At 71.7% G+C, this 25,735-nt stretch carries 22 protein-coding genes; 15 read left to right on the top strand and 7 right to left on the bottom strand.

The features are described 5' to 3' along the window. Positions 1–38: 38 nt before the first annotated feature. Both MHW47_RS08555 and MHW47_RS08550 read left to right on the top strand, forming a co-directional pair. A complete protein-coding gene (locus MHW47_RS08555) occupies positions 39–779 on the top strand; it encodes a TetR/AcrR family transcriptional regulator (RefSeq protein WP_239222031.1) in 741 nt (246 codons plus the stop codon). Positions 780–944: 165 nt separating this feature from the next. Then, a complete protein-coding gene (locus MHW47_RS08550) occupies positions 945–1,964 on the top strand; it encodes an endonuclease/exonuclease/phosphatase family protein (protein ID WP_239222030.1) in 1,020 nt (339 codons plus the stop codon). Positions 1,965–2,033: 69 nt separating this feature from the next. On the opposite strand, the gene MHW47_RS08545 is transcribed toward MHW47_RS08550, so the two are convergent. The 3 genes from MHW47_RS08545 to MHW47_RS08535 form a co-directional block, all read right to left on the bottom strand. Then, positions 2,034–3,788 carry an NAD+ synthase gene (locus MHW47_RS08545; RefSeq protein WP_239222029.1) on the bottom strand — a complete coding sequence of 585 codons (1,755 nt, stop codon included), beginning with the start codon at positions 3,786–3,788 and terminating at the stop codon, positions 2,034–2,036. Between the two features lie 112 nt (positions 3,789–3,900). Further along, complete coding sequence (locus MHW47_RS08540; protein ID WP_239222028.1) at positions 3,901–4,335, bottom strand: CBS domain-containing protein; 435 nt, start codon at positions 4,333–4,335, stop codon at positions 3,901–3,903. Between the two features lie 138 nt (positions 4,336–4,473). Further along, positions 4,474–5,172, bottom strand: coding sequence for a DUF3105 domain-containing protein (locus MHW47_RS08535; protein ID WP_239222027.1), 699 nt, complete (start codon positions 5,170–5,172; stop codon positions 4,474–4,476). Positions 5,173–5,356: 184 nt separating this feature from the next. Here MHW47_RS08535 and glnA point away from each other — a divergent pair, with 184 nt between their 5' ends. Continuing rightward, positions 5,357–6,718, top strand: a complete 1,362-nt coding sequence (gene glnA / locus MHW47_RS08530) for a type I glutamate--ammonia ligase (RefSeq protein WP_111332293.1) — start codon at positions 5,357–5,359, stop codon at positions 6,716–6,718. A gap of 98 nt (positions 6,719–6,816) precedes the next feature. Here the strand turns inward: glnA and MHW47_RS08525 are convergent, their stop codons facing one another. After that, positions 6,817–7,716 carry a hypothetical protein gene (locus MHW47_RS08525; protein WP_239222026.1) on the bottom strand — a complete coding sequence of 300 codons (900 nt, stop codon included), beginning with the start codon at positions 7,714–7,716 and terminating at the stop codon, positions 6,817–6,819. A gap of 114 nt (positions 7,717–7,830) precedes the next feature. Between MHW47_RS08525 and MHW47_RS08520 the strand changes: the two genes are divergently transcribed. After that, positions 7,831–8,184: a hypothetical protein gene (locus MHW47_RS08520; protein WP_239222025.1), complete on the top strand. Its 354-nt coding sequence runs from the start codon at positions 7,831–7,833 to the stop codon at positions 8,182–8,184. Here MHW47_RS08520 and MHW47_RS08515 read toward each other — a convergent pair. Then, positions 8,169–8,594, bottom strand: coding sequence for a contact-dependent growth inhibition system immunity protein (locus tag MHW47_RS08515; protein ID WP_239222024.1), 426 nt, complete (start codon positions 8,592–8,594; stop codon positions 8,169–8,171). The two genes, MHW47_RS08520 and MHW47_RS08515, sit on opposite strands and share 16 nt — an antisense overlap. Before the next feature lie 129 nt (positions 8,595–8,723). Here MHW47_RS08515 and MHW47_RS08510 point away from each other — a divergent pair, with 129 nt between their 5' ends. The 5 genes from MHW47_RS08510 to MHW47_RS08490 all read left to right on the top strand — a co-directional run bounded on the left by MHW47_RS08510 (position 8,724) and on the right by MHW47_RS08490 (position 14,576). Then, positions 8,724–9,083: a hypothetical protein gene (locus MHW47_RS08510; protein ID WP_239222023.1), complete on the top strand. Its 360-nt coding sequence runs from the start codon at positions 8,724–8,726 to the stop codon at positions 9,081–9,083. Between the two features lie 64 nt (positions 9,084–9,147). After that, positions 9,148–9,972, top strand: coding sequence for a hypothetical protein (locus tag MHW47_RS08505; RefSeq protein ID WP_239222022.1), 825 nt, complete (start codon positions 9,148–9,150; stop codon positions 9,970–9,972). Positions 9,973–10,162: 190 nt separating this feature from the next. After that, positions 10,163–10,387, top strand: a complete 225-nt coding sequence (locus MHW47_RS08500) for a hypothetical protein (RefSeq protein WP_239222021.1) — start codon at positions 10,163–10,165, stop codon at positions 10,385–10,387. A gap of 168 nt (positions 10,388–10,555) precedes the next feature. Next, positions 10,556–11,380 (top strand): putative protein N(5)-glutamine methyltransferase, encoded by an 825-nt coding sequence (locus tag MHW47_RS08495; RefSeq protein WP_239222020.1) that lies wholly within the window; start codon positions 10,556–10,558, stop codon positions 11,378–11,380. Positions 11,381–11,585: 205 nt separating this feature from the next. Then, on the top strand, positions 11,586–14,576 hold the full coding sequence (locus MHW47_RS08490; RefSeq protein ID WP_239222019.1) for a bifunctional [glutamine synthetase] adenylyltransferase/[glutamine synthetase]-adenylyl-L-tyrosine phosphorylase: 2,991 nt from the start codon (positions 11,586–11,588) through the stop codon (positions 14,574–14,576). A 35-nt stretch (positions 14,577–14,611) separates the two neighbouring features. Here the strand turns inward: MHW47_RS08490 and MHW47_RS08485 are convergent, their stop codons facing one another. Beyond that, positions 14,612–15,532, bottom strand: a complete 921-nt coding sequence (locus MHW47_RS08485; protein ID WP_374230070.1) for a phosphatase PAP2 family protein — start codon at positions 15,530–15,532, stop codon at positions 14,612–14,614. A gap of 209 nt (positions 15,533–15,741) precedes the next feature. Next, positions 15,742–16,812: a LacI family DNA-binding transcriptional regulator gene (locus MHW47_RS08480; protein WP_239222017.1), complete on the bottom strand. Its 1,071-nt coding sequence runs from the start codon at positions 16,810–16,812 to the stop codon at positions 15,742–15,744. A gap of 394 nt (positions 16,813–17,206) precedes the next feature. Here MHW47_RS08480 and MHW47_RS08475 point away from each other — a divergent pair, with 394 nt between their 5' ends. The 6 genes from MHW47_RS08475 (at position 17,207) to MHW47_RS08450 (ending at position 25,523) form a co-directional block, all read left to right on the top strand. After that, positions 17,207–18,484: an extracellular solute-binding protein gene (locus MHW47_RS08475; RefSeq protein ID WP_239222016.1), complete on the top strand. Its 1,278-nt coding sequence runs from the start codon at positions 17,207–17,209 to the stop codon at positions 18,482–18,484. A gap of 21 nt (positions 18,485–18,505) precedes the next feature. Next, positions 18,506–19,522, top strand: coding sequence for a carbohydrate ABC transporter permease (locus MHW47_RS08470; RefSeq protein ID WP_239222015.1), 1,017 nt, complete (start codon positions 18,506–18,508; stop codon positions 19,520–19,522). Further along, entirely contained in the window at positions 19,519–20,406 is an 888-nt protein-coding gene (locus MHW47_RS08465) for a sugar ABC transporter permease (protein WP_239222014.1), read from the top strand. The genes MHW47_RS08470 and MHW47_RS08465 overlap by 4 nt, the downstream gene beginning before the upstream one ends. 86 nt (positions 20,407–20,492) lie before the next feature. Beyond that, positions 20,493–22,169 carry an alpha-amylase family glycosyl hydrolase gene (locus tag MHW47_RS08460; protein ID WP_239222013.1) on the top strand — a complete coding sequence of 559 codons (1,677 nt, stop codon included), beginning with the start codon at positions 20,493–20,495 and terminating at the stop codon, positions 22,167–22,169. Next, on the top strand, positions 22,154–23,224 hold the full coding sequence (locus MHW47_RS08455) for a LacI family DNA-binding transcriptional regulator (RefSeq protein ID WP_239222012.1): 1,071 nt from the start codon (positions 22,154–22,156) through the stop codon (positions 23,222–23,224). Before MHW47_RS08460 ends, MHW47_RS08455 begins: the two co-directional genes overlap by 16 nt. 565 nt (positions 23,225–23,789) lie before the next feature. Then, positions 23,790–25,523, top strand: a complete 1,734-nt coding sequence (locus MHW47_RS08450; protein WP_239222011.1) for a carbohydrate-binding module family 20 domain-containing protein — start codon at positions 23,790–23,792, stop codon at positions 25,521–25,523. Positions 25,524–25,735 lie beyond the last annotated feature (212 nt).

The following is a 25,735-nucleotide window of genomic DNA, read 5'->3' as shown; positions in this document are numbered from 1 at the left end:
GGGTCGGAGAGAATCAGGGGCGGCGAAAGGTGGTTCACGTGCAGGCTCAGGCACCGGACGAGCGGACTGCGGATGAGGCCGACGGGGGGTCCGGCGGGGCTCCCGGCTGCCCGGACCGCGGCCAGGACCCCGGCCAGGAGCACGAACCCCGCCGGGGACGGCCGCGCAGCGCCGCCGCCGAGCGGGCCATCCTGGACGCCGTCGTCGAGCTGATCGAGGCCGGTGAACCGCTCGCCGCCCTCTCCATCGAGCGCATCGCCCGCACCGCGGGGGTCGGCAAGTCCACCATCTACCGGCGCTGGGCCGGCAAGGAGGAACTGTTCGTCGACGTGCTGCGCGCCATCGAGCCGCCGGAGCCCGAGGTCTCCGGCACCGGCGGCCTCGGCGACCTGCGCGTCCTGCTCGAATCGATGCGCAGACGCGGCCTCGCCCAGCGCTCCTCGGTCCTGCTGCACAACGTGTTCGCGCAGATGAAGAGCCTGCCCAAGCTCTGGAACGCCTACCACAGCACGGTGATCGCCCCCCGCCGCCTCGCCATGGTCGCCGCCGTCCGGCGCGCCGTGGAGGCGGGGGAGCTGCGCGACGACACGGACGTGGAGCTGATGGACGACCTGTTCCTCGGCCCCATGCTCGTCCGCACCATCCACCGGCCCGAGGCGCCGCTGCCCGACGACCTCGCCGACCGCATCATCGCCCTGGCCGTCGAGGGCCTCGCGCCCCGGCGGACCCGGCCGGGCCCGGACGACACGGGCGGACGCGCCGGAGCCGGACAGATGTGATCGTTGCGTCACAGACGCCGTGATCCGCCGCCCCGCAGGAACTACCGGAGCCGTCCGCCACGTCCTCGTGGCAGAACCGCCCCACCGGGCGGCGTGAAAGACCTCGCGCATCCCCTAGGGTCGGGGGCGCGGCGATGTGTACGGCAAGGCAGTGAGGACAGCGCGATGGTGCAGGCGTACAGGGCGGACACCGGGAACGGCCTGGGGCCGCAGCGCACCGGCTCCCGCTTCCGGGACCTGCGCGACAGACTCACCCGCGACCCCGGCATCTGGCGGCGCGGCATCGTCCTGGCCTGCCTGGCCGTCCTGCTGACCCTGGTCATGGCCTTCCACGCGCGGGTGCCGAACCGCATCGGCAACCTGGGCAGCCTCACCGAGACGTTCCTGCCCTGGTTCGGGCTGCTCATCCCGCTGCTGCTGGTGCTGGGCCTGGTGCGCCGCTCGGGCACCGCCCTGGTGGCGCTGCTGCTGCCGGTCGTGGTCTGGCTCAACATGTTCGGCGGCCTGTTCACCGACAAGTCCGGCAGCGGCGGCGACCTCACCGTCGCCACCCACAACGTCAACGCCGACAACCCGGACCCGGCGGCCACCGCCGACCAGGTCGCGGGCTCCGGCGCGGACGTCGTCGCCCTCCAGGAACTGCCCGCCGGCAAGGTCGCGGCGTACGAGAAGGCGCTCGCCGGCCGCTTCCGCTACCACTCCGTGCAGGGCACGGTCGGCCTGTGGAGCAAGTACCCGCTCAGCGACACCCGCCCGGTGGACCTGAGGATGGGCTGGGTCCGGGCCATGCGCACCACCGTCGCCACGCCCGAGGGCCCGCTCGCCGTGTACGTGGCGCACCTGCCCTCCGTACGGGTCAAGCTGCACGCCGGGTTCACCGCCAACCAGCGAGACCAGAGCGCCGACGCCCTCGGCAAGGCCATCGCGCACGAGCCGCTGTCCCGCGTCGCCCTCCTCGGCGACCTCAACGGGACGATGAACGACCGCTCGCTCAACGCGGTCACCGCCCAGATGCGGTCCACCCAGGGCGCGGCGGGCGACGGCTTCGGGTTCAGCTGGCCGGCCTCGTTCCCGATGGCCCGGATCGACCAGATCCTCGTCAAGGGCGTCGAGCCGATGTCCTCCTGGACCCTCCCGGCCACCGGCAGCGACCACCTTCCGATCGCCGCCCGCGTCAAGCTCTGACCGCGGTACGCAGAAGCCCGTGGGGCCCGGGGACGACTCCCCGGGCCCCACGGGCTTGCCCATCCGGCGTCAGCCGTTCTCGCGCCACCGGTTGGTGATCGGCAGCCGGCGGTCCTTGCCGAACCCCTTCGGCGAGATCTTCGTCCCCGGCGGGTACTGCCGCCGCTTGTACTCCGCCGCGTCCACCATCCGCAGCGTCTTCGCCACCAGCGCCCGGTCGAACCCGGCGGCCACGATGGCCTCCATGCCCTGGTCGCGGTCCACGTACAGCTCCAGGATGCGGTCGAGCACGTCGTAGTCCGGCAGCGAGTCCGTGTCCACCTGGCCCGGCCGCAGCTCGGCGCTCGGCGGCTTGGTGATGGACGCCTCCGGGATCGGCGGCGTCTGCCCCCGCTCCTCGGCGGCCCGGTTGCGCCACTTCGCCAGCCGGAACACCGACGTCTTGTACACGTCCTTGATCGGCCCGTACGCGCCGACCGAGTCCCCGTACAGCGTCGAGTAGCCGACGGCCAGCTCCGACTTGTTGCCCGGAGCCAGCACGATCTGGCCCTCCTGGTTGGAGATGGCCATCAGCATCGTGCCGCGCAGCCGCGACTGCAGGTTCTCCTCCGCGAGCCCGGTCAGCCCCAGCGACCCCATGTACGCGTCGAACATCGGCTCGATCGGCACGGTGCGGAAGTTGAGGCCGGTGCGCCGGGCCAGCTCGGCCGCGTCGCCCTTGGAGTGGTCCGAGGAGTACTTGGACGGCATCGACACCCCGTACACCTGCCCCGCGCCCAGCGCGTCGCAGGCGATCGCGGCGACCAGCGCCGAGTCGATGCCCCCGGAGAGCCCGATGAGCACGCTGGTGAAGCCGTTCTTCGCGGCGTAGGCCCGCAGGCCCACCACGAGGGCCGTGTACAGCTCCTCGTCGTCGTCCAGCCGGTCCGCGTACCCGCCGGCCAGCTCCGCCTCGTACGTCGGCAGCGGCTCCTCGGAGAGGACCACGTGGTCGATGCGCAGCCCGTCGGTGACCACGCCGGACGGCGGCTCGGCGGCGGCGGCCGGCAGCTCCAGGTCGAGGATCACGCTGCCCTCGGCGAACTGCGGGGCGCGCGCGATGACCTCGCCCTCCCGGTCCACGACGATCGAGTCGCCGTCGAAGACCAGCTCGTCCTGGCCGCCGATCATCGCGAGGTAGGCGGTCGTGCAGCCGGCCTCACGGGCCCGCTTGCGGACCAGTTCGAGCCGGGTGTCGTCCTTGTCGCGCTCGTACGGCGAGGCGTTGACCGACAGCAGCAGCCCGGCCCCGGCGGCGCGCGCGCCCGGGACGCGGCCGCCGTCCTGCCAGAGGTCCTCGCAGATCGCGAGCGCCACGTCGATGCCGTGCACCCGGACGACGGGCATCGAGTCGCCCGGCACGAAGTACCGGAACTCGTCGAAGACCCCGTAGTTCGGCAGATGGTGCTTGGCGAAGTTCAGGGCGATCCCGCCGCGGTGCAGCACCGCGGCGGCGTTGCGCGGCGACCCGGCGGGCTGGCCGTAGCGCTCCGCCGCGAACTCCGAGCGGTCGAGGTAGCCGACGAGGACGGGGACCTCCCCGAGGCCCTCCGCTTCGAGCCGGGCGGCGAGCGCGCGCAGCGCCTGCCGCGAGGCCTCGACGAAGGACGACCGCAGGGCCAGGTCCTCGACGGGGTAGCCGGTCAGCACCATCTCGGGGAACGCCACGAAGTGGGCTCCCTGTTCGGCGGAGTGCCGGGTCCAGTGGACGATCGCCTCGGTGTTGCCGGCGAGGTCGCCGACGGTCGAGTCGATCTGATTCAGTGCGAGGCGTAGTTGAGGCACGCGGCCCACTCTAATCGTCTGACTGACGCGATGCCCGGGCGGGCCGCGCGGAACGGGGGCGCCGCGCCGGATTCACCGGTGCGCGGCGCACGGGACGCGGCGGTGCGCGGACTCAGTGGTGCGCGGTGCGCGAGTACACCTGCTCCGCCCAGTCGGCGATTTGGTCGTCGGACAGGTGCCGGGCCAGGTCCGCCTCGCTGATCATGCCGACCAGCTTCTTGTTCTCCACGACCGGGAGCCGGCGGATCTGGTGCTGCTGCATCTCCCTGAGCACCGCCTCCACGTCCGCGTCCGCGTCGATCCAGCGGGGGGTGCCCTGGGCGAGTTCGCCCGCGGTCACCCGGGACGGGTCGCGGCCCTCGGCCACGCAGCCCACGACGATGTCCCGGTCCGTGAGGATGCCGATCATCCGGTCCTGCTCACCGCTGGCCGAGATGGGCAGGGCGCCCACGTGGTGGTCGCGCATCATCTGGGCGGCGCGGTCGAGGGTCTCGTGCGCCGGAATCCAGGTGGCGCCGGTGTGCATGATGTCCTTGGCGGTGGTCATGGGGGATTCCTCCTGCGTACCGAGGGACAGCCGGACGTACAACCCCGAGCGCACCCATCGTCATGGGCCCGTTCGGGGGACGCGACCGCTATCGGCCATACGGGTGGTTCTCCGGTACGCGGGAATATCCCGGAGCCCTTACGAGCCGTCGAGGCCGCCCGTGCAGGCGGCGCCCCGCTCGGGCGTCTGCGGCCCCTGCACGTACCGGGAGAAGAACTGCGCCACCCGCGGGTCGTCCGCGCCGTCCACGGTGACCTGCTTGCCCCAGGCGGTCAGCATGATCGCGCCCGCCTGGTCCGGGTAGGGGCTCATCAGCGAGTACGGCGTACTCGACACCCGCTCGGCGAGCTTCGCCACGTCGGCGTCGGGCGCCTTGTCGTTGTACGTCACCCAGACCGAGCCGTGCTCCAGGGCGTGCACGGCGTTCATGTCGGGGATGGCCTTCTTGTAGACCTCGCCGTCGCAGTTCATCCAGACCGGGCTGTGGTCGCCGCCGACCGGGGGCTTCATGGGGTACGTGACGGGGTCGGTGACGTGGTTGCGGGTCAGCTTCTTCTCGTCCCAGGACTTCTCGCCCGCGATCGGCCCGGTGGCCGGGCTCTCCTCCCCGGGGGTCGAGGAGGCCTCCCCGTTCTTGCCGTCGCCGCCCATCGGACTTCCGACGCGGTCGGACGTGTCGTCGGCCCGGTCGATGAGCGCGTACGAGCCGAAGGCGACGAGGCCGGCGGCGAGGACGGCGCCGACGCTCACGGCCAGGACGCGGACGCGGCGGTCCCGCGCACGGTCGGCGTTGCGCATCTGCTCTATGCGGGTCCTGCGGTCGTGGTCGTAGCTCATGTCGTGAGTCCTTCGGGGACGGGGCGATGAGGAGACGGGGCGCGCGCCGATCGTAGTGGGTGGCCGAGTGCTCCATGTCACGTCGGGTGCGTAATCTGGGGGAAATCCGGGGTCGTGATACTGGAGTCCCTCCCCAGCCCGCGAAGGTGGAGCCCGGACCATCTGAACTGCAAGGATTGTGGCTATGGACAAGCAGCAGGAATTCGTCCTCAGGACCCTTGAGGAGCGTGACATCCGGTTCGTACGGCTGTGGTTCACCGATGTGCTCGGTTACCTGAAGTCCGTGGCCGTGGCCCCCGCCGAACTTGAGCAGGCGTTCGACGAGGGCATCGGGTTCGACGGCTCCGCGATCGAGGGCTTCGCGCGGGTGTACGAGTCGGACATGATCGCCAAGCCCGATCCGGGGACGTTCCAGATCCTGCCGTGGCGCGCGGAGGCACCGGGCACGGCCCGGATGTTCTGCGACATCCTGATGCCGGACGGCTCACCGTCCTTCGCCGACCCGCGCTTCGTGCTCAAGCGCATCCTGGCGAAGACCTCGGACCTGGGCTTCACCTTCTACACCCACCCCGAGATCGAGTTCTTCCTGCTGAAGGACAAGCCGGTCGACGGCACCCGGCCCACCCCGGCCGACAGCTCCGGCTACTTCGACCACACCCCGCAGAACGTCGGCATGGACTTCCGCCGCCAGGCGATCACCATGCTCGAATCCATGGGCATCTCCGTCGAGTTCAGCCACCACGAGGGCGCCCCCGGCCAGCAGGAGATCGACCTGCGGTACGCGGACGCGCTCTCGACGGCCGACAACATCATGACCTTCCGCCTGGTCATGAAGCAGGTCGCGCTGGAACAGGGCGTGCAGGCGACGTTCATGCCGAAGCCGTTCTCGGAGTACCCCGGCTCCGGCATGCACACCCACCTCTCCCTCTTCGAGGGCGACCGCAACGCCTTCTACGAGTCCGGCGCCGAGTACCAGCTCTCCAAGGTGGGCCGCTCCTTCATCGCGGGCCTCCTGCGGCACGCGGCGGAGATCTCCGCCGTCACCAACCAGTGGGTCAACTCCTACAAGCGCATCTGGGGCGGCTCCTCCCGCGCCGCCGGTGCCGGCGGCGAGGCCCCCTCGTACATCTGCTGGGGCCACAACAACCGCTCCGCGCTGATCCGCGTCCCCATGTACAAGCCCGGCAAGACCGGCTCCGCCCGCGTCGAGGTCCGCTCCATCGACTCCGGCGCCAACCCCTACCTGTGCTACGCGGTCCTGCTCGCCGCCGGCCTCAAGGGCATCGAGGAGGGCTACGAACTCCCGGCCGGCGCCGACGACGACGTCTGGGCCCTCTCCGACGCGGAGCGCCGCGCGATGGGCATCGAACCGCTCCCGCAGAACCTGGGCGAGGCGATCTCCCTGATGGAGAAGAGCGAACTGGTCGCGGAAACCCTGGGCGAGCACGTCTTCGACTTCTTCCTCCGCAACAAGAAGCGGGAATGGGAGGAGTACCGCAGCGAGGTCACGGCCTTCGAACTGAAGGCGCTCCTGCCGGTGCTGTAACCGCAGATCAACGGCTTGAACAACGCAGTGCGGGCGGGGCGCCCGGTTCGGACGAAGCGCCCCGCCCGCAGCCGTGTGCAGACCCGGGAACGCCTTGGTCACAGCCCGCCCAGGCCCGGCCCCTCGTAGACCACCGGCTGCGGGCGCGGTTCCGGAGGGGTGGGGGGCGGGTCGTTCCGGCGGGGTTCGCGCGGCTCGTGCAACGGGTGGCGGGTCGAGAAGTTCTTCGTGCCGTCGACCGCGACGTTCCGCAGCCTGGCCGGTTCTCCCTTGCGGATCCACTCGGGGCGCTGCGCGGCCGCCATGGCCGCCTGTCCGGCATCCGTGACGCCGTAGACGGGGGCGGCGGCCCTCTCGGCCCGGGACTTCACCCGGTGGGCCCACCACAGCAGCGGCGGGTGGCCCAGAAGCGGGAGGTACGAGCCTGTGAGGACCGCCAGGACGAGACCCGCCACGACAGCCGCGGGCAGCCACCGCACGACGGTGTCGTGACGGTTGCGGGCCCGCAGTCTGCGCCGGGCGGCCGGTGACCGGCGGAGCACGCCGGCGGGGCGCCCGTCGCCCAGCAGCCCGTCGAGGACGAGCCGGTCGCACAGGGCCCGTATCGCGGGCTCGCCGTCCCGGGCCGGCAGAGGCCAGGGCACGTTCCCCTCCTCGTCCGCCGCCCGGGCCGCCAGGTCCAGCGCCACCTTCTCCCACTCGTCCCGGGGGCCCCGGCCCAGGGGCCGCAGCGCGACCGACCGCTCCGAGACCCGCCGTGCCTCAAGACGCCGGTTCGCGTACATGCGCAGCAGGGCGACCTGGACGACACGTTCGCCGCCCCCGTGCAGATAGGCGAGTTCGTACAGATCCAGACGCTCGTCCGGGGCCCGCGGCGGCCGGATGCCGGCGGTCATGGCACGGTCGGCGCGCCGCAGCGCCACCGCCGTGGTCCGTACGATCATGAGCGCGGCCAGTAACAGCGCGGCCCCGAGCAGGTTCCCCCACCACGTCCCCATGCACTTCCCCTCCCGGAACGGCGTGCGTCACCCCCTTGTCTGCCCGCGCCGGACCGCAGCGAGACATGAAAGGGCGTGGCCGCCGGGTTCGCGGGGCCGGTATCGTCCGGCTGCATGGACAGCCGCCGAGCCACGACGACCCTCTGGCGCCCGACCGGTCCCGAGGAACTGGCTCTGGTGCGCGAACTGGGCTGGCGTGCCTGGCCGCCCCGGCTTCCCGAGCAGCCGATCTTCTACCCGGTGCTCAACGAGGACTACGCGATTCGCATCGCCCGCGACTGGAACGTGCCGCACAGCGGCGCCGGTTTCGTCACCCGCTTCGAGGTCGAGACGGACTTCCTGCGCCGCTACCCGGTCCAGCAGGCGGGCGGACACACGATCCTGGAACTATGGGTTCCGGCGGAGGAGCTGGACGACTTCAACGCGCACATCGTGGGCGAGATCCAGGTCGTTCACGAGTTCCGCTGAGCCGAGGCGAGGAAGCGGCCGATCTCCTCCGTGGCCCCACGGGGGAGCCCGGCGAACGCCCCCTGCGGCAGCCGGGCCACGGCGTCCCGCAACTCCCGCGCCAACTCCGGGAACAGGCCCCACACGCGCGCCGGCACGTTCACGGTCGCGAGCAGCAGATCGCCCCCGTAGTAGTACGCGTCGAGCAGCGGCTCCTCCACCAACAGCCGCACCGCGAGCGGAACGACGTACGCCAACGCCACCTGCTGCGAGACGAGCACCCGCAGATCCGCCGCCCCCAACTCACCCAGCGGCACCCGCCGCAGCGCGTGCACCTTCCGCACGAGGTGCGTGGCATCGGCCGAGGGCTCCGGCCAGCGGGGCGCGTCCAACTCATCGAGCGTCCGCCTCAGATGCAACAGAAGGTCCATGCGGGCCATTGTCCTTCGGCGGGGTGCGCTGCCGGCGCATGGGACCGGGGCCCGGGGTGCCGTCCGTAGACTCCGAAGCCCGCACGAGGAGTTCGGGGTGCCCGGCACACGGTGAGGAGAGGCGTGGTCATGTCGCGGAGCGAGGGAGCGCGGTTGTTCCGGGAGAGCTGGATCGCCGGGGTGCGGCGGCACTTTCCCGGCGAGCCCAAGGCCGGGTACGTCACTCCCTGGGACGACACCCCGCAGTGGGAGCGGGAGGCGGCGGGGGCGGTGTACGAGCAGGTGCGGCAGTTCGCCGAGGTGAGCGGCGGGCACGCGGCGCGGCTTTCGCGGGAGCAGAAGGGGCGGTTCGTGGCACTGTGCTGGACGGCACAGATGTACAAGCACTTCGAGGACCCGAAGCCCGGATACGTCGCGGACTGGGACGAGTTGCCGCAGTGGCAGCGGGAGACCGACGCCGACATCTTCGAGGCCGTCGTGGCCGCGTGACGGTGCGTCGGACGCCGGGACGAAGGACTCCCCCGGGGTGGTGTTCGCGCATACGATCACGCACATGTCCCTCACATCTCGCATACCCCTTCTCCACGCCGGCGCGGACACCGTCGTGCTCGTGGAGGACGGTGGGCTGACCGTGCGCCGTCCGCACGAGCAGGCGCACATTCCGCTGGCGGCCATCGACCGGGTGCGGGTCGAGGCGGACCACCTCGCCATCGAGCTGACCGCCTCGCCCGGCATGGACAAGCCGTTCGTCCACCGGGTCCGGGACGTGGCCGACGCCGGGGCGGCCGTGGCCTTCGCCGACGCGGTGAACGCGGCGCTGCCGGAGCGGCCCGAAGGCGTGGAGCCGGTCGACGGGGCGGGGCTCGTCTCCGGCGAGCGGCTGTACCAGCCGAGCTACCGGAGGTGGCTGCGCCGGATGCGGCTGGGCACGTACGCCGGGGTCGTGCTGGTCATCGGCGTGAGCGTGCTCGTGGGACTCCTGGGCACCCCCGCCAACCTGGCCATCGTCACGCCGCTCGGCCTCGTGGCGATCCCCGTTCTCGCCTTCGGCGCGTTCCTTCTCTACATGCCGGTGGAAGAGCGGTATCTGCGCAAGCACGGCGTCCGGACCGCCGCCGTCCGGTTGCACGGCCGGTCCGGCGAGTACGCGTTCACGGACCCGGCCGGCATGATCCGCACCGTGTTCTCCTCCGTGAACACCTGGAGCATCGAGGCACTGTACGACCCGCGCGACCCCGGCCGCGTCCTGGCCCTGCGGTCGCGGAAGCAGCGCCTGCCCGGCGCGCTCGCCATCGTCCTCGTCCTCGCCGTCGGCTTCCTCTTCCTGTACGTCTCCCTCGCGGCAGCGACCGGCATCGTCACCCCCGGCGACGCGTAGCCGGCCCGGCGCCGAAATGGCGTGGCCGGTGGGCCGTTCAGGACGGGGCCGGTGTGCTGTTCGCGGACGGACGCGTGGCCGATGTCGTGGCGCGGACGGGTAGCGGTCGCTGGACTGCCTCCGCCCGGTACCGGACAATGGGCGGACGATCACGTGTCCCTCGCGGGGCGTGACCAGGGGGAGGGACGTCATGTACGCGGTTCTCGGACTGCTCGGGTTGCTTTCGGCTCTGATCGTTCTGCTGATCGTGCGGGTGAACCTGCGCCAGCGGCGGAGCACCGACAACTTCGACGGCCAGGAGATCGAGCGGCACCACAGCGCGGAGATCCGCAACATCCGCGCCGCGAACTCGTCGAACGCCGTGCACAACAGCTTCGTCAACGGCGGCAACGACTACCGGCCCCGGCGGCGCTGAGCGGCGGCTGGGGTAGTCTTTCGCATCCCCGCACGGGGACCTGACCAAGGAGGTGGGACCGATCACCGCTGTATCGCACCGGGTGCTCCCCTCCCGCGATCGCGTGGCCGACCGGACCTGACCCGGCCGCGGAGCACCCCTCGGCGTTTCTCCGAAAGGCTCCGCACCATGCCGGTCCCGCTGTCACCGTCCGCCCTCTCGTCCCTCACCGCCACCCTGCGCGCCGCCGGCTGCGTCTTCGCCGAGGACGAGGCCGCTCTCATCGCCGCCACCGCCGGCCACCCCGCCGACGTCGCCGCCATGGCCGAACGGCGCGCCGCCGGACAGCCCCTCGAACACGTCCTGGGCTGGGCCGAGTTCAACGGGCTGCGGATCGCCGTGGACCCCGGCGTCTTCGTCCCCCGCCGCCGCACCGAGTTCCTGGTCGAGCAAGCCCTCGCCCTCGCCCCGGACCCCGCGCGCGACGACCCGGCCCTCGTCGTCGACCTGTGCTGCGGCTCCGGCGCCCTCGGAGCGGCCCTCGCCGCCGCCCTGGAACGCGTCGAACTCCACGCCGCCGACGTCGAACCCGCCGCCGTGCGCTGCGCCCGCCGCAACATCGGCGAGCGCGGACACGTCCACCAGGGCGACCTCTTCGCCCCGCTGCCCGCCGCCCTGCGCGGACGCGTGGACGTGCTGCTCGCCAACGTGCCGTACGTACCGAGCGAGGACGTCCCCCTGCTGCCCGCCGAGGCCCGCGTCCACGAACCGCTCGTCGCGCTCGACGGCGGCGGCGACGGGCTCGACGTGCTGCGCCGCGTCGCCGCCGAGGCCCGGCACTGGCTGGCCCCCGGCGGCAGCCTCCTCGTCGAGACCAGCGAACGCCAGGCGGAACGGGCGGCACGAATCATCGCGGCCGGCGGGCTCGCCGCCCGGGTGGCCTCCTGCGAGGAGCGGTACGCGACCGTGGTGACCGGCACGCGGACGGAGACGGACCAGGACGCGGCGGTGTGACGGGCGCCGGGGTCGGCGAGGCCGCGCGGGGACGGGGTGCGGACCGCGGCGCCCCGCACCGCCGCCGCTTTCGCCGGACCGCGGCGCCCCGCCCCGCCGCCGCTTCCGCCGCCCCGCACCGCCGCCGCTCCCGCCGCCCCGCGGGCGCACCGCCTAAACTCCGGAAGCCGGAAGCTGGTACGGGTGGCGGGCGGGAGAGCGCGGGATGACGATGGTGCCGGGGCGCAGGAGCAGTACGTTCACCCGACTTCTGCGGCACGGATTCACCGACCCGTCCGCCGCCGAGCGGCTGCTCGACCTGCCCGACCTGTCCTCCGTACGGTCCGACCCGGTGCTCCTCGAAGCGCTCGGGGCCACCGCAGACCCCGATCTCGCCCTGCGCGGCCTGGTCCGGCTGGTCGAGGCGGAGGAGGCGGGGGAGCGGCAGATCCTGCTGGACACCCTGATCACCGCCAAGCCCCTGCGCGACCGGCTGCTCGGGGTGCTCGGCGCGTCGGAGGCGCTCGGTGACCACCTGGCCCGCCACCCCCGCGACTGGCAGGCGCTCGTCACCTACGAGGCGGCCGACCTGCACCCCGGCATCGCCGAGTTCGAGCGCGAGCTGGCCGGGGCCGGCGACCCGGACGCCCTGCGCGTCGGCTACCGCCGCTGCCTGCTGTCCATCGCCGCCCGTGACGTCTGCGGCACCACCGACGTCGCCGAGGTCGCCGCCGAACTCGCCGACCTCGCCACCGCCACCCTGCGGGCCGCCCAGCGCATCGCCTCCGCCGCCGCCCCCGAGGACGCCGCGCAGTGCCGGCTCGCGGTCGTCGCGATGGGCAAGTGCGGCGGCCACGAGCTGAACTACGTCTCCGACGTGGACGTCATCTTCGTCGCCGAGCCGGCCGACGGCGCCGAGGAGAACAAGGCCATGCAGGCGGCCACCCGGCTCGCCGCCCACCTCATGCGGATCTGCTCCGACACCACCGTCGAGGGCACCATCTGGCCCGTGGACGCCAACCTGCGCCCCGAGGGCCGCAACGGCCCCCTCGTGCGCACGCTCTCCTCGCACCTCGCGTACTACCAGCGCTGGGCCAAGACCTGGGAGTTCCAGGCCCTGCTCAAGGCCCGGCCGGTGGCCGGCGACCCCGCGCTCGGCGCCGCGTACGTGGACGCCGTCTCCCCGCTCGTCTGGCAGGCGGCGGACCGGGAGAACTTCGTCCCGGACGTGCAGAAGATGCGCCGCCGCGTCGTGGACACCATCCCCGCCGACCGCGTGGACCGGGAGCTGAAGCTCGGCCCCGGCGGCCTGCGGGACGTCGAGTTCGCCGTCCAGCTCCTCCAGCTCGTGCACGGCCGCAGCGACCCCTCCCTGCGCAGCGGGTCCACCCTGGAGGCGCTGGCCGCGCTCGCCCGGGGCGGCTACGTGGGCCGGGTGGACGCCGTCCAGCTCGACGACGCCTACCGCTTCCTGCGCGCCATGGAGCACCGCATCCAGCTCTACCGGCTGCGCCGCACCCACCTCGTCCCCGACGAGGAGCCCGACCTGCGCCGCCTCGGCCGCTCACTCGGCCTGCGCACCGACCCCATCGCCGAGCTGAACCAGGCCTGGCGGCGGCACGCCTCCGTGGTGCGGCGGCTGCACGAGAAGCTGTTCTACCGGCCGCTCCTGGACGCCGTCGCCCAGCTCGCGCCCGGCGAGTCCCGGCTCAGCACCACGGCCGCCACCGCCCGGCTCGTCGCCCTCGGCTACGAGGACCCGGCGGCCGCCCTGCGCCACCTGGAGGCGCTGTCCTCCGGGGTCTCCCGCAAGGCCGCCATCCAGCGCACCCTGCTGCCCGTGCTGCTCGGCTGGTTCGCGGACTCCGCCGACCCGGACGCCGGGCTCCTCGGCTTCCGCAAGGTGTCCGACGCGCTCGGCAAGACCCCGTGGTACCTGCGGCTGCTGCGCGACGAGGGCGCCGCGGCGGAGAACCTGGCGCGCGTCCTGTCGGCCGGCCGGCTCGCGCCCGACCTGCTGATGCGCGCCCCGGAGGCCGTCTCCATCCTCGGCGACCCGCACGGCCTGGCCCCGCGCAGCCGGGAGCACCTGGAGCAGGAGGTGCTGGCCGCGGTCGGCCGCGCGGACGACGCGGAGACGGCCGTGGCGGTGGTGCGCGCGGTGCGCAGGCGCGAGCTGTTCCGCACGACGGCCGCCGACCTGATCGGCTCCTACGGTACGGAGGACAGCCCGGCCGAGTCCGACCCGGGCGCCCTCGTGGACCGCGTCGGCGGCGCCGTCACGGACCTCAACGCCGTCACCATCGCCGGGGCGCTGCGGGCCGCCGTGCGCGCCGAGTGGGGCGACACGCTGCCCACCCGGTTCGCGGTCATCGGCATGGGCCGCTTCGGCGGGCACGAGCTGGGCTACGGCTCCGACGCGGACGTCCTGTTCGTGCACGAACCCCGCGAGGGCGTGGACGAACAGGAGGCGAGCCGGGCCGCGAACCGGGTGGTCTCCGAGATGCGCAGGCTCCTCCAGCTGCCCACCGCCGATCCGCCGCTCGTCATCGACCCCGACCTGCGCCCCGAGGGCAAGAACGGGCCGCTCGTGCGCACCCTGAAGTCGTACGGGGCGTACTACCGGCGCTGGTCGCTGGGGTGGGAGAGCCAGGCCCTGCTGCGGGCCGAGCCGATGGCCGGGGACCTGGACCTGGGCGCGGAGTTCACCGCGCTGATCGACCCCCTGCGGTACCCGGAGGACGGGCTGACGGACAACGCGGTCCGCGAGATCCGGCGGCTCAAGGCCCGCATGGAGTCCGAGCGGCTGCCGCGCGGCGCGGACCCGACCCTGCACACCAAGCTGGGGCGCGGCGGGCTGAGCGACGTCGAGTGGACGGTGCAGCTGATGCAGATGCGCCACGGCCGCTCCGTGCCGGGGCTGCGTACCACCCGCACCCGCGCCGCGCTGGCCGCCGCCCGCGAGGCCGGCCTCATCCCGGCGGACGACGCACAGACCCTGGACGAGGCGTGGGTCCTGGCCACCCGGGTCCGCAACGCGGTGATGCTCGTACGCGGCAGGCCGGGGGACACCTTCCCCTCGGTCCCGCGCGAGCTGACCGCGGTCGGGCGGTACCTGGGGTACGAGGAGGGGCACGTCGGGGACATGCTGGAGGACTACCGCCGCGTGACGCGGCGGGCGCGGGGTGTGGTCGAGGAGCGGTTCTACGGGGGGTGAGCCTGTGCGGGGCCCAGCCCCGCACCCCGCTCCTCTCAGTCGCCTGAGGGGCGTGCTCCTACCGCGGGCTCGCGGCGGGGCCGCGCCCCCAACGCGCTGAGGCGAGGGCGGGACGCCTTACGCGGGATCCACCTGGGCAGCCGGTGCGGCAGCGCTCCGTACCAGGCGTACGACACGGCGTAGCCGAACGCCAGGCAGGCCATGCCGCCCACCGCGTCCAGCCAGAAGTGGTTGGCCGTGGCGACGATGACGATCAGCGTGAGCGCGGGGTAGAGCAGCCCCAGGACGCGGACCCAGGGGACCGAGGCCAGGGCGAAGACGGTCAGGCCGCACCACAGGGACCAGCCGATGTGCATCGACGGCATCGCCGCGTACTGGTTGGACATGTTCTTGAAGTTGCCCGACGCCATCGAACCCCAGGTCTGGTGCACCAGGACGGTGTCGACGAAGCCGCCGCCGTTCATCAGGCGGGGTGGGGCCAGCGGGTAGAGGTAGTAGCCGGCCAGCGCGACACCGGTGGTGGCGAACAGGGCCAGCCGGGCCGCCGCGTACCGGCCCGGATGCCGGCGGAACAGCCAGATGAGCACGGTGATCGTGACCACGAAGTGCAGGGTCGCGTAGTAGTAGTTCATCGACACGATGAGCCATGTCACCGAGTTCACCGCGTGGTTGACCGACTGCTCGACCGCGATGCCCAGGAACCGTTCGACCGACCACAGCCAGTCGGCGTTGGCCAGGGCGGCGGCCCGCTGCTCGGGCACCGCGTTGCGCACCAGCGAGTACAGCCAGTAACTCACCGCCACGAGCAGGATTTCGAACCAGAGACGGGGCCGCCGGGGCGACCGGGGGGAACGCAGCCGGGACACGGCGTGAGCGAGTGGTCTGTCGAGTGCTCTGCCGAGCCCGTGTGTGCGACCGGACTGCTTGGTGTCCGCCTCGGGAGCCGCCTCGTTCACGATGGGTGACGGGGTGGCCTCCGTGCGGCCTTCCTGTCGTTTCACGCTCAATTCACCCATAGGCACAGAGTCTGCCAGATTTGCCCTCTCTGCCCGATGATCCTCCGGCGGGGCGCGGGTTGCACCTCCGGTGGCCGCGCGCGGGCATGCCGAAGGCCCGCACGGGGCGGGCGGGGTGGATCGGGGTGGGGTCCGGGGCGGCGGGCCGGCTACGCGTCCGCGTGCGATGCTGGAAGGGTCGCCGCGGCGGTGGCGGCCGGGTCCGGGCCGGGGCCCGCGGCGGTGGAGCCGCGTACCACCAGCTCCGGCATGAAGACGAACTCGCTGTGCGGGGCGGGTGTGCCGCCGATCTCCTCCAGGAGCGTGCGCACGGCGGCCTGGCCCATCGCCGTGACCGGCTGGCGGATCGTGGTCAGCGGCGGATCGGTGAACGCTATGAGCGGCGAGTCGTCGTACCCCACGACGGACAGGTCGCGCGGGACCTCGTGGGAGAGCCGGCGGGCGGCCCTGATCGCGCCCAGCGCCATCATGTCGCTCGCGCACACCACCGCCGTGCAGCCCCGCTCCATCAGCGCGGACGCGGCGGCCTGGCCGCCCTCCAGCGTGTACAGGGAGTGCTGGATCAACTCCTCGACCTCATCGGCCGACAGGCCCAACTGCTCGCGCATCGTGGCGTGGAAGCCCTCGATCTTGCGCAGCACCGGCACGAACCGCTTCGGGCCGACCGCCAGGCCGATCCGGCTGTGCCCCAGCGACACCAGGTGCGTCACCGCCAGCCGCATCGCGGCCCGGTCGTCGGGGGAGATGAAGGGCGCCTGCACCTTGGGCGAGAAACCGTTGACCAGGACGAAGGGCACGCCCTTGGCGCGCAGTTGCTCGTAGCGCCCCATGTCGGCGGAGGTGTCGGCGTGCAGCCCGGAGACGAAGATGATCCCGGAGACGCCCCGGTCCACCAGCATCTCGGTCAGCTCGTCCTCGGTGGAGCCGCCCGGCGTCTGCGTCGCGAGGACCGGCGTGTAGCCCTGCCGGGTCAGCGCCTGCCCGATGACCTGGGCGAGCGCCGGGAAGATCGGGTTCTCCAGCTCCGGCGTGATCAGACCGACGAGTCCCGCGCTGCGCCTGCGCAGACGGACGGGGCGTTCGTAGCCGAGGACGTCGAGCGCGGCGAGGACGGATTCGCGGGTGGCAGCGGCTACACCGGGCTTGCCGTTCAGTACGCGGCTGACCGTCGCTTCGCTGACCCCCGCCTGAGTTGCGATATCGGCAAGCCGTGCGGTCATGGCAAGGGACTGTACCGGGAGCGGGTCGGATTGCCCACCAGGTCAGGGGCTCGGGCGCCGTCCGCCCGCCCGGCCCGCGCCGCTTCGCGCCCCCCGCCCGGTCCGGAGCCGCTGCTCGTGGCAGCCGACGGCAACATCTTGCAAGGCTTTGCGGGCCGGGTTTGCCGACTGCGGTCAGATCGTCGCACTGCGGAATCAGGGGCGGCGGCCTTATGTGCCAGGGGGCGAGCAGTTTCGTCAAGTGGCTTGACGGCAACCTTGCGGACACGCCAATGTAACGATCGCCGGAGCTTGCAGAAATCTTCCGCAAACTCTTTCGGTCGTCTTTCATCCTTGTTACGTTCACGTCGACCCGGCGCCGCGACGGAGCGGTACGGCAGTTGAAGGAGTTCAGATGCGACGTGGCATAACGGCCACCGCCCTGGTCGCGGCCCTGGCGCTCGCGGCGACCGCCTGCGGCAGTGATGACGAGAAGTCCGACAGCGGTTCCAAGAGCTCGGGCGAGCTCTCCGGCACCGTGACGTGGTGGGACACCTCCACGGCGGGCAGCGAGGACAAGGTCTTCAAGAAGATCGCCGAGGGCTTCGAGAAGCTGCACCCGAAGGTCGACGTCAAGTACGTCAACGTGCCCTTCGGTGACGCGCAGAACAAGTTCAAGAACGCGGCGCAGGCGGGCTCCGGCGCCCCCGACGTGATCCGCTCCGAGGTGGCGTGGACCCCCGAGTTCGCGGACCTCGGTTACCTGGCCCCGCTGGACGGCACCCCCGCCCTGCAGAAGCAGGACGACTTCCTGAAGCAGGCCGCCGCGTCCACCAAGTACAACGGCAAGACGTACGCGGTGCCGCAGGTGATCGACTCCATGGGCATCTTCTACAACAAGAAGATGTTCAAGGAGGCCGGCGTCAAGGTGCCCACCACCGTCGACGAGCTGAAGACCGTCTCCAAGAAGATCAAGGAGAAGACGGGTAAGACCGGCTTCTACCTGCGCGGCGACGACGCGTACTGGTTCCTGTCCTTCCTGTACGGCGAGGGCGGCGACATGGTCAACGCCGCCGACAAGGCCGTCACCATCGACGACGCGGCCGGCGTCAAGGCGATGAAGGTCGTCAAGGACCTGGTCGACTCGGGTGCCGCCAAGACGGACGCCACGGACGGCTGGGAGAACATGCAGGCGTCGTTCAAGAACGGCGACGTCGCGATGATGATCAACGGCCCGTGGGCCGTCGCCGACACCTACACCGGCAAGGAGTTCAAGGACAAGGCCAACCTGGGCGTCGCCCCGGTCCCGGCCGGCTCCGCCGCCCAGGGCGCCCCGCAGGGCGGTCACAACCTGGCCGTCTACGCCGGGTCCAAGAACCTGGACGCCTCCTACGCCTTCGTCGACTACATGACCTCCGTCAAGACGCAGGCCCAGGTCACCAAGGAGCTCAACCTCCTGCCGACCCGCACCTCCGCCTACGCCGAGGAGTCGGTCGTCGACAACGAGATCGTCGGCTTCTTCAAGCCGGTCGTCGAGAGCGCCGTCGAGCGCCCCTGGATTCCGGAGACCGGCAGCCTCTTCGCGCCGCTGGTGACCGAGTACACCAAGGTCCTCACCGGTCAGACGACTCCGGAGAAGGCGGTCAAGGCGACCGGCGACTCCTACCGCAAGCTCCTCAAGGGCTGGAAGTAACTCAGGAAGGCAGGCCGGCTGATGGCTGTCCACACCAGCCAGTCGGTGGTGAAGGCCGCGGGCGACGAGAGCGCCCGCGGCCGGAGCCGCGGTACTGGTAACCCCCCGCCGCCGGGACGGCTCCGGCGGGCGCTGTCGACGCACTGGTACGCCTGGGCGATGGTGGCCCCGGTGATCATCGTCATCGGTGTGATCATCGGTTACCCGCTGGTCCGCGGCATCTACCTGTCGCTGACCGACGCCAACGAGCGCAACGTGGCCCGGTCCATCGGTGTCAACCACATGCCCGCCACGTACAAGTTCGTGGGCCTGGACAACTACACCGAAGCGCTCACCGGCGGGCAGTTCCTCGGCACGCTCTGGTGGACCCTGGTGTGGACGGTCTCCTGCGTGGCCATCACCTTCGCGCTGGGGCTGGCACTCGCCAACATCCTCAACCGGAGGATCGCCGGCCGGTCCTTCTACCGGATGGCGCTGATCCTTCCCTGGGCCATTCCCGGCTTCGTCTCCGTCTTCGCCTGGCGCTTCCTCTACAACGAGGACCGCGGGCTGCTCAACAAGATCCTCTCCGGGGGCGGCATCGACGGCATCGACTGGCTCGGTGACCCCACCCTGGCCAAGGTCTCCGTCATCATCGTCAACGTCTGGCTCGGTGTGCCGTTCATGATGGTCGCCCTCCTCGGCGGCCTCCAGTCCATCCCCAGCGAGCAGTACGAGGCCGCTGAGATGGACGGCGCCAGCGCGTGGCAGCGCTTCCGTCACGTCACCATGCCGGGACTGCGCCCGGTCTCCACGACCGTGGTTCTGCTCTCCACCATCTGGACCTTCAACATGTTCCCGGTGATCTTCCTGCTCACCGGCGGCGGACCCGGCGAAGCCACCCAGATCCTGGTCACCCAGGCGTACAAGTTCTCCTTCGAGATCAGCCCGCGCGACTTCGCCCAGTCCTCCACCTGGGGCGTGCTGATCCTCGTTCTTCTGATGGTCTTCGCCGCGATCTACCGGCGAGTCCTCCGCACGCAGGGAGACGACTGGTGACCACCGCACCGACCTCCACCGCGCGGCACTCCGCGCCCCGCCCCAGCAAGGTCCGGCTGCGCGGCGAGCGTTCGCCGCTGGCCTCCACGGCACTGCACCTGACGCTGATCGTCATGTCGGTGATCGCCGTCTTCCCCGTGCTGTGGGTCCTGCTCACCTCGCTGAAGCCCGCCGAGTACGCCACCACGACGGACTTCTTCAAGGACACGACGTTCGAGAACTACACGAACCTCATCGAGAACACGAAGTTCCTGACCTGGTTCGGCAACTCGCTGATCGTCGCGGGCCTCACCACCCTGGCCGGCGTGATCATCTCGGCCTCCACCGGCTACGCCGTCAGCCGCTTCCGGTTCCCCGGCAAGCGCGGGCTGATGTGGACGCTGCTGATCACCCAGATGTTCCCGGTCGCCGTCCTCATCGTGCCGATCTACAACATCATGGCGAGCATGGGACTGCTCAACAAGCCGTCCGGCCTGGTCATCACCTACCTCACCATCTCGGTGCCGTTCTGCGCCTGGATGATGAAAGGCTTCTTCGACACCATCCCGCGTGAGATCGACGAGTCCGGACAGGTGGACGGCCTCACCCCGTTCGGCACGTTCTGGCGGCTCATCCTGCCGCTGGCCAAGCCCGGCATCGCCGTCACCGCGTTCTACTCCTTCATCACGGCCTGGGGCGAGGTCGCGTACGCCTCCGCCTTCCTGGTCGGCGAGGACAACCTCACCCTCGCGGGCGGTCTCCAGACGTTCGTCAACCGGTACGGCGCCCAGTGGGGCCCGATGACCGCCGCGTCCGTACTGATCGCGATCCCCGCGGCCCTGGTGTTCCTGTTCGCGCAGAAGCACCTCGTCACCGGCATGTCCGCCGGAGCCGTCAAGGGCTGAGCACGACCCGCACGCACCCGTCACGTGGCGCCGGCATCCCGACCCGGTCCCGGCGCCACTCCCCACCCAGACACCCCAGGGACGACATGACCCAGCACCTCGCTGCCCCCTCCACCGGCACGTCCGACGCCGCCGCGGGCCACCCCACCGGCTGGTGGCAGGACGCGGTGATCTACCAGGTCTATCCGCGCAGCTTCGCCGACGGCAACGGTGACGGGATGGGCGACCTCGCCGGCGTACGCGGCAGACTCCCGTACCTCAAGGAGCTGGGCGTCGACGCGGTCTGGCTCAGCCCGTTCTACGCGTCCCCGCAGGCCGACGCCGGTTACGACGTCGCCGACTACCGGGCCATCGACCCGATGTTCGGCAGCCTGCTGGACGCCGACGCGCTGATCCGCGACGCCCACGACCTCGGCCTGCGGATCATCGTCGACCTGGTGCCCAACCACTCCTCCGACCAGCACGAGTGGTTCAAGCGCGCGCTCGCCGAGGGCCCCGGCTCCGCCCTGCGCGACCGCTACCACTTCCGCCCGGGCAAGGGCGACGCCGGCGAACTCCCGCCCAACGACTGGGAGTCCATCTTCGGCGGCCCCGCCTGGACCCGGACCACCAACCCGGACGGCACCCCCGGCGAGTGGTACCTCCACCTCTTCGCGCCCGAGCAGCCCGACTTCAACTGGGAGCACCCGGCCGTCGCCGACGAGTTCCGCTCGATCCTGCGCTTCTGGCTCGACATGGGCGTCGACGGCTTCCGGGTGGACGTCGCGCACGGCCTGGTGAAGGCGGCCGGCCTGCCCGACCTCGGCACCCACGACCAGCTCAAGCTCCTCGGCAACGACGTCATGCCGTTCTTCGACCAGGACGGCGTGCACGAGATCTACCGCAACTGGCGCACCATCCTCGACGAGTACCCCGGGGACCGGATCGCCGTCGCCGAAGCCTGGACGCCCACCGTCGAGCGCACCGCCAACTACGTGCGCCCCGACGAGATGCACCAGGCGTTCAACTTCCAGTACCTGGCCACCGCCTGGGACGCCGCCGCGCTCCGCGAGGTCATCGACACCTCGCTCGACGCGATGCGGCCGGTCGGCGCCCCCACCACCTGGGTGCTCTCCAACCATGACGTCACCCGGCACGCCACCCGCTTCGCCAACCCGGCGGGCCTCGGCACCCAGATCCGCACCCCCGGCGACCGCGAGCTGGGCCTGCGCCGGGCCCGCGCGGCCACCCTGCTGATGCTGGCGCTGCCCGGCTCCGCCTACGTCTACCAGGGCGAGGAGCTCGGCCTGCCCGACGTCACCGACCTGCCCGACGAGGCCCGCCAGGACCCGTCGTTCTTCCGCGCCGAGGGCCAGGACGGCTACCGCGACGGCTGCCGCGTCCCGCTCCCGTGGACCCGCGAGGGCAGCAGCTACGGCTTCGGCACGGGCGGCAGCTGGCTCCCGCAGCCGGCCGGCTGGGGCGAGCTGAGCGTCGAGGCGCAGACCGGCGTGGCCGGCTCCACCCTGGAGCTGTACCGGGCCGCGATCGCCGCCCGCCGGGCCCACCCCGGCCTCGGCGCGGGCACCGACGTGCGCTGGCTGGACGCCCCCGAGGGGCTGCTGGCGTTCGCCCGCCCCGGCTTCGTCTGCACCGTCAACACCACGGGCGCCCCGGTCCGCATCCCCGTACCGGGCACCGTCCTGCTGTCCAGCGCCCCGGTCGAGACCGACGGCGACACGGTCGAGCTGCCGGCCGACACCACGGTGTGGTGGACGGTGTGACGACCGTCCCCCTGCCGCGGGGCCCCGGCGCGGGCGGTGCGCTCAGGCTGTCGGACATCGCCGGCCAGGCGTCCGTCAGCGAGGCCACGGTCAGCCGGGTGCTCAACGGCAAGCCGGGCGTCGCGGACACCACGCGTCAGCGGGTGCTCGCGGCGCTCGACATCCTCGGCTACGAACGCCCGGTCCGGCTGCGGCAGCGCAGCGCCGGGCTCATCGGACTCGTCACTCCTGAGTTGACCAACCCGATCTTCCCGGCGTTCGCCCAGTCCGTGGAACAGGTGCTCGCCGGGCACGGCTACACGCCGGTGCTCTGCACCCAGCTGCCTGGCGGCGCCACCGAGGACGAACTCGTCGAGCAGCTCGTCGAACGCGGCGTCGGCGGGATCGTCTTCCTGTCCGGGCTGCACGCCGACACCTCCGCCGACCCGGCGCGCTACGCCGCGCTGAGCGAGCGCGGGGTGCCGTTCGTCCTGATCAACGGCTACAACGAGCGCATCAGCGCCCCGTTCGTCTCGCCGGACGACGCCGCCGCCGTGCGGATGGCGGTGAGCCACCTCGCCGAACTCGGCCACGCCCGGGTGGGCCTGGCCATAGGGCCGCAGCGCTACGTGCCCTCCCGCCGCAAGCGGGACGCCTTCGTGGACGCCGCGGTCTCGGTGCTCGGCCTGGACCGCGCGGAGGCCGAACTCCTGGTGTGCTCCACGCTGTTCAGCGTCGAGGGCGGCCAGGTCGCGGCCGGCGCGCTGCTCGACCGGGGCTGCACCGGCATCGTCTGCGGCAGCGACCTGATGGCGCTGGGCGTGGTCCGCGCGGCCCGGGACCGGGGGCTCGACGTGCCGCGCGACGTGTCCGTGGTGGGCTTCGACGACTCGCAGCTCATCGCGTTCACCGACCCGCCGCTGACCACCGTGCGCCAGCCGGTCCAGGCGATGGCGGCGGCCGCGGTGGGAGCGCTCCTGGAGGAGATAGGCGGCAGTCCCGTCCAGCGCACCGAGTACGTCTTCCAGCCCGAGCTGGTCGTACGCGGCTCCACGGCGGCACTGCGCGGCGCGTGAGGCGCCGCACGTGAGGAGGGCCGGGTCCGGAGGGGGGACCCGGCCCTCACGCGTACCCGCGTACCCGGCCCGCCCTCTCGCGTGCCCGGCCTGCTCGTGTACCCCGCACGGCCGGGCCCGGACATGCGTACAGGAGGAGCACCGGAAGTCGGCCCGGTCGGGCCGGCGGGGAGTGTGACCTCCGGTGCCCCTCTTGTTCTGTGACCGGCCCGGCCGGCCGGGCGCGTGGGGTCCATGGGACATGGAACCCCCGGCCGGCCGGACCGGAGTCGGGAGAAACTTAACAGCGTTGCAATACCTTGCGTAAGACCTTGCAGGAAGAAATCTGCGGTATTTCGCGGATGTGAGCGGGTCATGTCCAAAGGGTTGACCGGGACCTGTCGGGCTCGTACGGTCTCGCTGCGGCAAGGTTTGCATTCTTGCAGCAAGAACCTTCAGGAGCCTTGAGGGCACGGCGCGTTGCCGCAGGGGCTGAGGGTGCCGGGTCGTCCCGGGCCGTCCGGTCCGAGCCGGACCGGCCCCTTCGAACCGTCACCCGCAGTTTCCCCCACAGCAGGAGGAAAACATGGCCAGCAGACCCCTGTCTGCCGCGCTCGCCCTCGTCGCGGGAGCCGCCGCCCTCGTGGTCCCCACCACGACGGCCTCGGCATCCGCCCCCGGCACCAAGGACGTCACCGCCGTCCTCTTCGAGTGGAAGTTCGACTCGGTCGCCAAGGCGTGCACGGACACCCTCGGCCCGGCCGGCTACGGCTTCGTCCAGGTCTCGCCCCCGCAGGAGCACATCCAGGGCGGCGAGTGGTGGACCTCGTACCAGCCGGTCAGCTACAAGATCGCCGGCCGGCTCGGCGACCGCGCCGCCTTCGCCCGCATGATCGACACCTGCCACGCCGCAGGGGTGAAGGTCGTCGCGGACTCGGTCATCAACCACATGACGTCCGGCTCCGGCACCGGCACCGGCGGGTCGTCGTACACCAAGTACAACTACCCCGGCCTGTACTCGGTCAACGACATGAACGACTGCCAGTCGAAGATCGACAACTACGGCAACCGCGGCAACGTGCAGAACTGCGAGCTGGTCGGCCTCGCCGACCTGGACACCGGCGAGGACTACGTACGCGGCAAGATCGCCGGCTACCTCAACGACCTGCTCTCGCTCGGCGTCGACGGCTTCCGCATCGACGCGGCCAAGCACATGCCCGCCGGCGACCTGGCCAACATCAAGTCCCGGCTGACCGACCCGAACGCCTACTGGAAGCAGGAGGCGATCTACGGCGCCGGCGAGGCCGTCTCGCCCGACGAGTACGCCGGCAACGGCGACGTCCAGGAGTTCCGCTACGCCCGCAGCCTGAAGCAGGTCTTCAAGAACGAGAACCTCGCCTACCTGAAGAACTTCGGCGAGGGCTGGGGCTTCATGCCCTCCTCCAAGGCCGGGGTGTTCGTCGACAACCACGACACCGAGCGCAACGGCGAGACGCTGAACTACAAGGACGGCGCCGACTACACGCTCGCCAGCGTGTTCATGCTCGCCTGGCCCTACGGCTCGCCCGACGTCCACTCCGGCTACGAGTGGTCCGACAAGGACGCCGGCCCGCCGAACGGCGGCACCGTGAACGCCTGCTACACCGACGGCTGGAAGTGCCAGCACGCCTGGCGCGAGATCTCCTCCATGGTCGGCTTCCGCAACACCGCGCGCGGTCAGGCCGTCGTCAACTGGTGGGACAACGGCGGCGACCAGATCGCGTTCGGCCGCGGCTCCAAGGCGTACGTCGCGATCAACCACGAGGGCTCCTCGCTGACCCGGACGTTCCAGACCTCGCTGCCCGCCGGCGACTACTGCGACATCCAGTCCGGCAAGGGCGTCACGGTCAACGGCTCCGGCCAGTTCACCGCCACCCTCGCCGCCAACACCGCCCTGGCCCTGCACACCGGCGCCCGCACCTGCGGCGGCGGCTCCACCGACCCCGGCACCGACCCCGGAACGGACCCCGGCACCGGGACCGGCACCTCCGGCGCCTCCTTCGGCGTCAACGCCACCACCCAGCTCGGCCAGAACATCTACGTCACCGGCAACCAGTCCGCCCTCGGCAACTGGAACCCCGCCGGCGCGCTGAAGCTCGACCCGGCGACGTACCCGGTCTGGAAGCTCGACGTCAGCCTCCCCGCCGGCACCACCTTCGAGTACAAGTACGTCCGCAAGGACGCCAACGGCAACGTCACGTGGGAGAGCGGCGCCAACCGCACGGCCACGGTGCCGTCCTCCGGCAAGGTCACGCTGACCTCGGACGTCTGGCGCGGCTGACCCGCGCCCCCAGCGAGCCACCCACCCGCCGGACGGGCCGTCCCCCAGCGGCCCGTCCGGCCCCGCACACCCCCGTACCCCTGCGAGGAGAGTCCGAGTGAAACGTCCGTACCCGCGCGTGCCCGCACGCAGAACGGCGACCGCCGTCGTCGCGGCCGCCCTGTGCGCGGCCCTGGTGCCCGCGCTGCCCGCCGCCGCGGCCCGGCCGCCCG

Source organism: Streptomyces sp. OfavH-34-F, from assembly GCF_022347745.1.
GTDB lineage: Bacteria > Actinomycetota > Actinomycetes > Streptomycetales > Streptomycetaceae > Streptomyces.
This window is presented reverse-complemented; position numbering and strand designations above follow the sequence as displayed.

Bases quoted from the DNA above. Each gene is read 5' to 3' on its own strand.
- MHW47_RS08550 (WP_239222030.1), top strand. From the start codon at position 945: ATGGTGCAGGCGTACAGGGCGGACACCGGGAACGGCCTGGGGCCGCAG.
- MHW47_RS08540 (WP_239222028.1), bottom strand. From the start codon at position 4,335: ATGACCACCGCCAAGGACATCATGCACACCGGCGCCACCTGGATTCCG.
- MHW47_RS08535 (WP_239222027.1), bottom strand. From the start codon at position 5,172: ATGAGCTACGACCACGACCGCAGGACCCGCATAGAGCAGATGCGCAAC.
- glnA (WP_111332293.1), top strand. From the start codon at position 5,357: ATGGACAAGCAGCAGGAATTCGTCCTCAGGACCCTTGAGGAGCGTGAC.
- MHW47_RS08525 (WP_239222026.1), bottom strand. From the start codon at position 7,716: ATGGGGACGTGGTGGGGGAACCTGCTCGGGGCCGCGCTGTTACTGGCC.
- MHW47_RS08520 (WP_239222025.1), top strand. From the start codon at position 7,831: ATGGACAGCCGCCGAGCCACGACGACCCTCTGGCGCCCGACCGGTCCC.
- MHW47_RS08515 (WP_239222024.1), bottom strand. From the start codon at position 8,594: ATGGACCTTCTGTTGCATCTGAGGCGGACGCTCGATGAGTTGGACGCG.
- MHW47_RS08510 (WP_239222023.1), top strand. From the start codon at position 8,724: ATGTCGCGGAGCGAGGGAGCGCGGTTGTTCCGGGAGAGCTGGATCGCC.
- MHW47_RS08505 (WP_239222022.1), top strand. From the start codon at position 9,148: ATGTCCCTCACATCTCGCATACCCCTTCTCCACGCCGGCGCGGACACC.
- MHW47_RS08500 (WP_239222021.1), top strand. From the start codon at position 10,163: ATGTACGCGGTTCTCGGACTGCTCGGGTTGCTTTCGGCTCTGATCGTT.
- MHW47_RS08495 (WP_239222020.1), top strand. From the start codon at position 10,556: ATGCCGGTCCCGCTGTCACCGTCCGCCCTCTCGTCCCTCACCGCCACC.
- MHW47_RS08490 (WP_239222019.1), top strand. From the start codon at position 11,586: ATGACGATGGTGCCGGGGCGCAGGAGCAGTACGTTCACCCGACTTCTG.
- MHW47_RS08480 (WP_239222017.1), bottom strand. From the start codon at position 16,812: ATGACCGCACGGCTTGCCGATATCGCAACTCAGGCGGGGGTCAGCGAA.
- MHW47_RS08475 (WP_239222016.1), top strand. From the start codon at position 17,207: ATGCGACGTGGCATAACGGCCACCGCCCTGGTCGCGGCCCTGGCGCTC.
- MHW47_RS08470 (WP_239222015.1), top strand. From the start codon at position 18,506: ATGGCTGTCCACACCAGCCAGTCGGTGGTGAAGGCCGCGGGCGACGAG.
- MHW47_RS08460 (WP_239222013.1), top strand. From the start codon at position 20,493: ATGACCCAGCACCTCGCTGCCCCCTCCACCGGCACGTCCGACGCCGCC.
- MHW47_RS08450 (WP_239222011.1), top strand. From the start codon at position 23,790: ATGGCCAGCAGACCCCTGTCTGCCGCGCTCGCCCTCGTCGCGGGAGCC.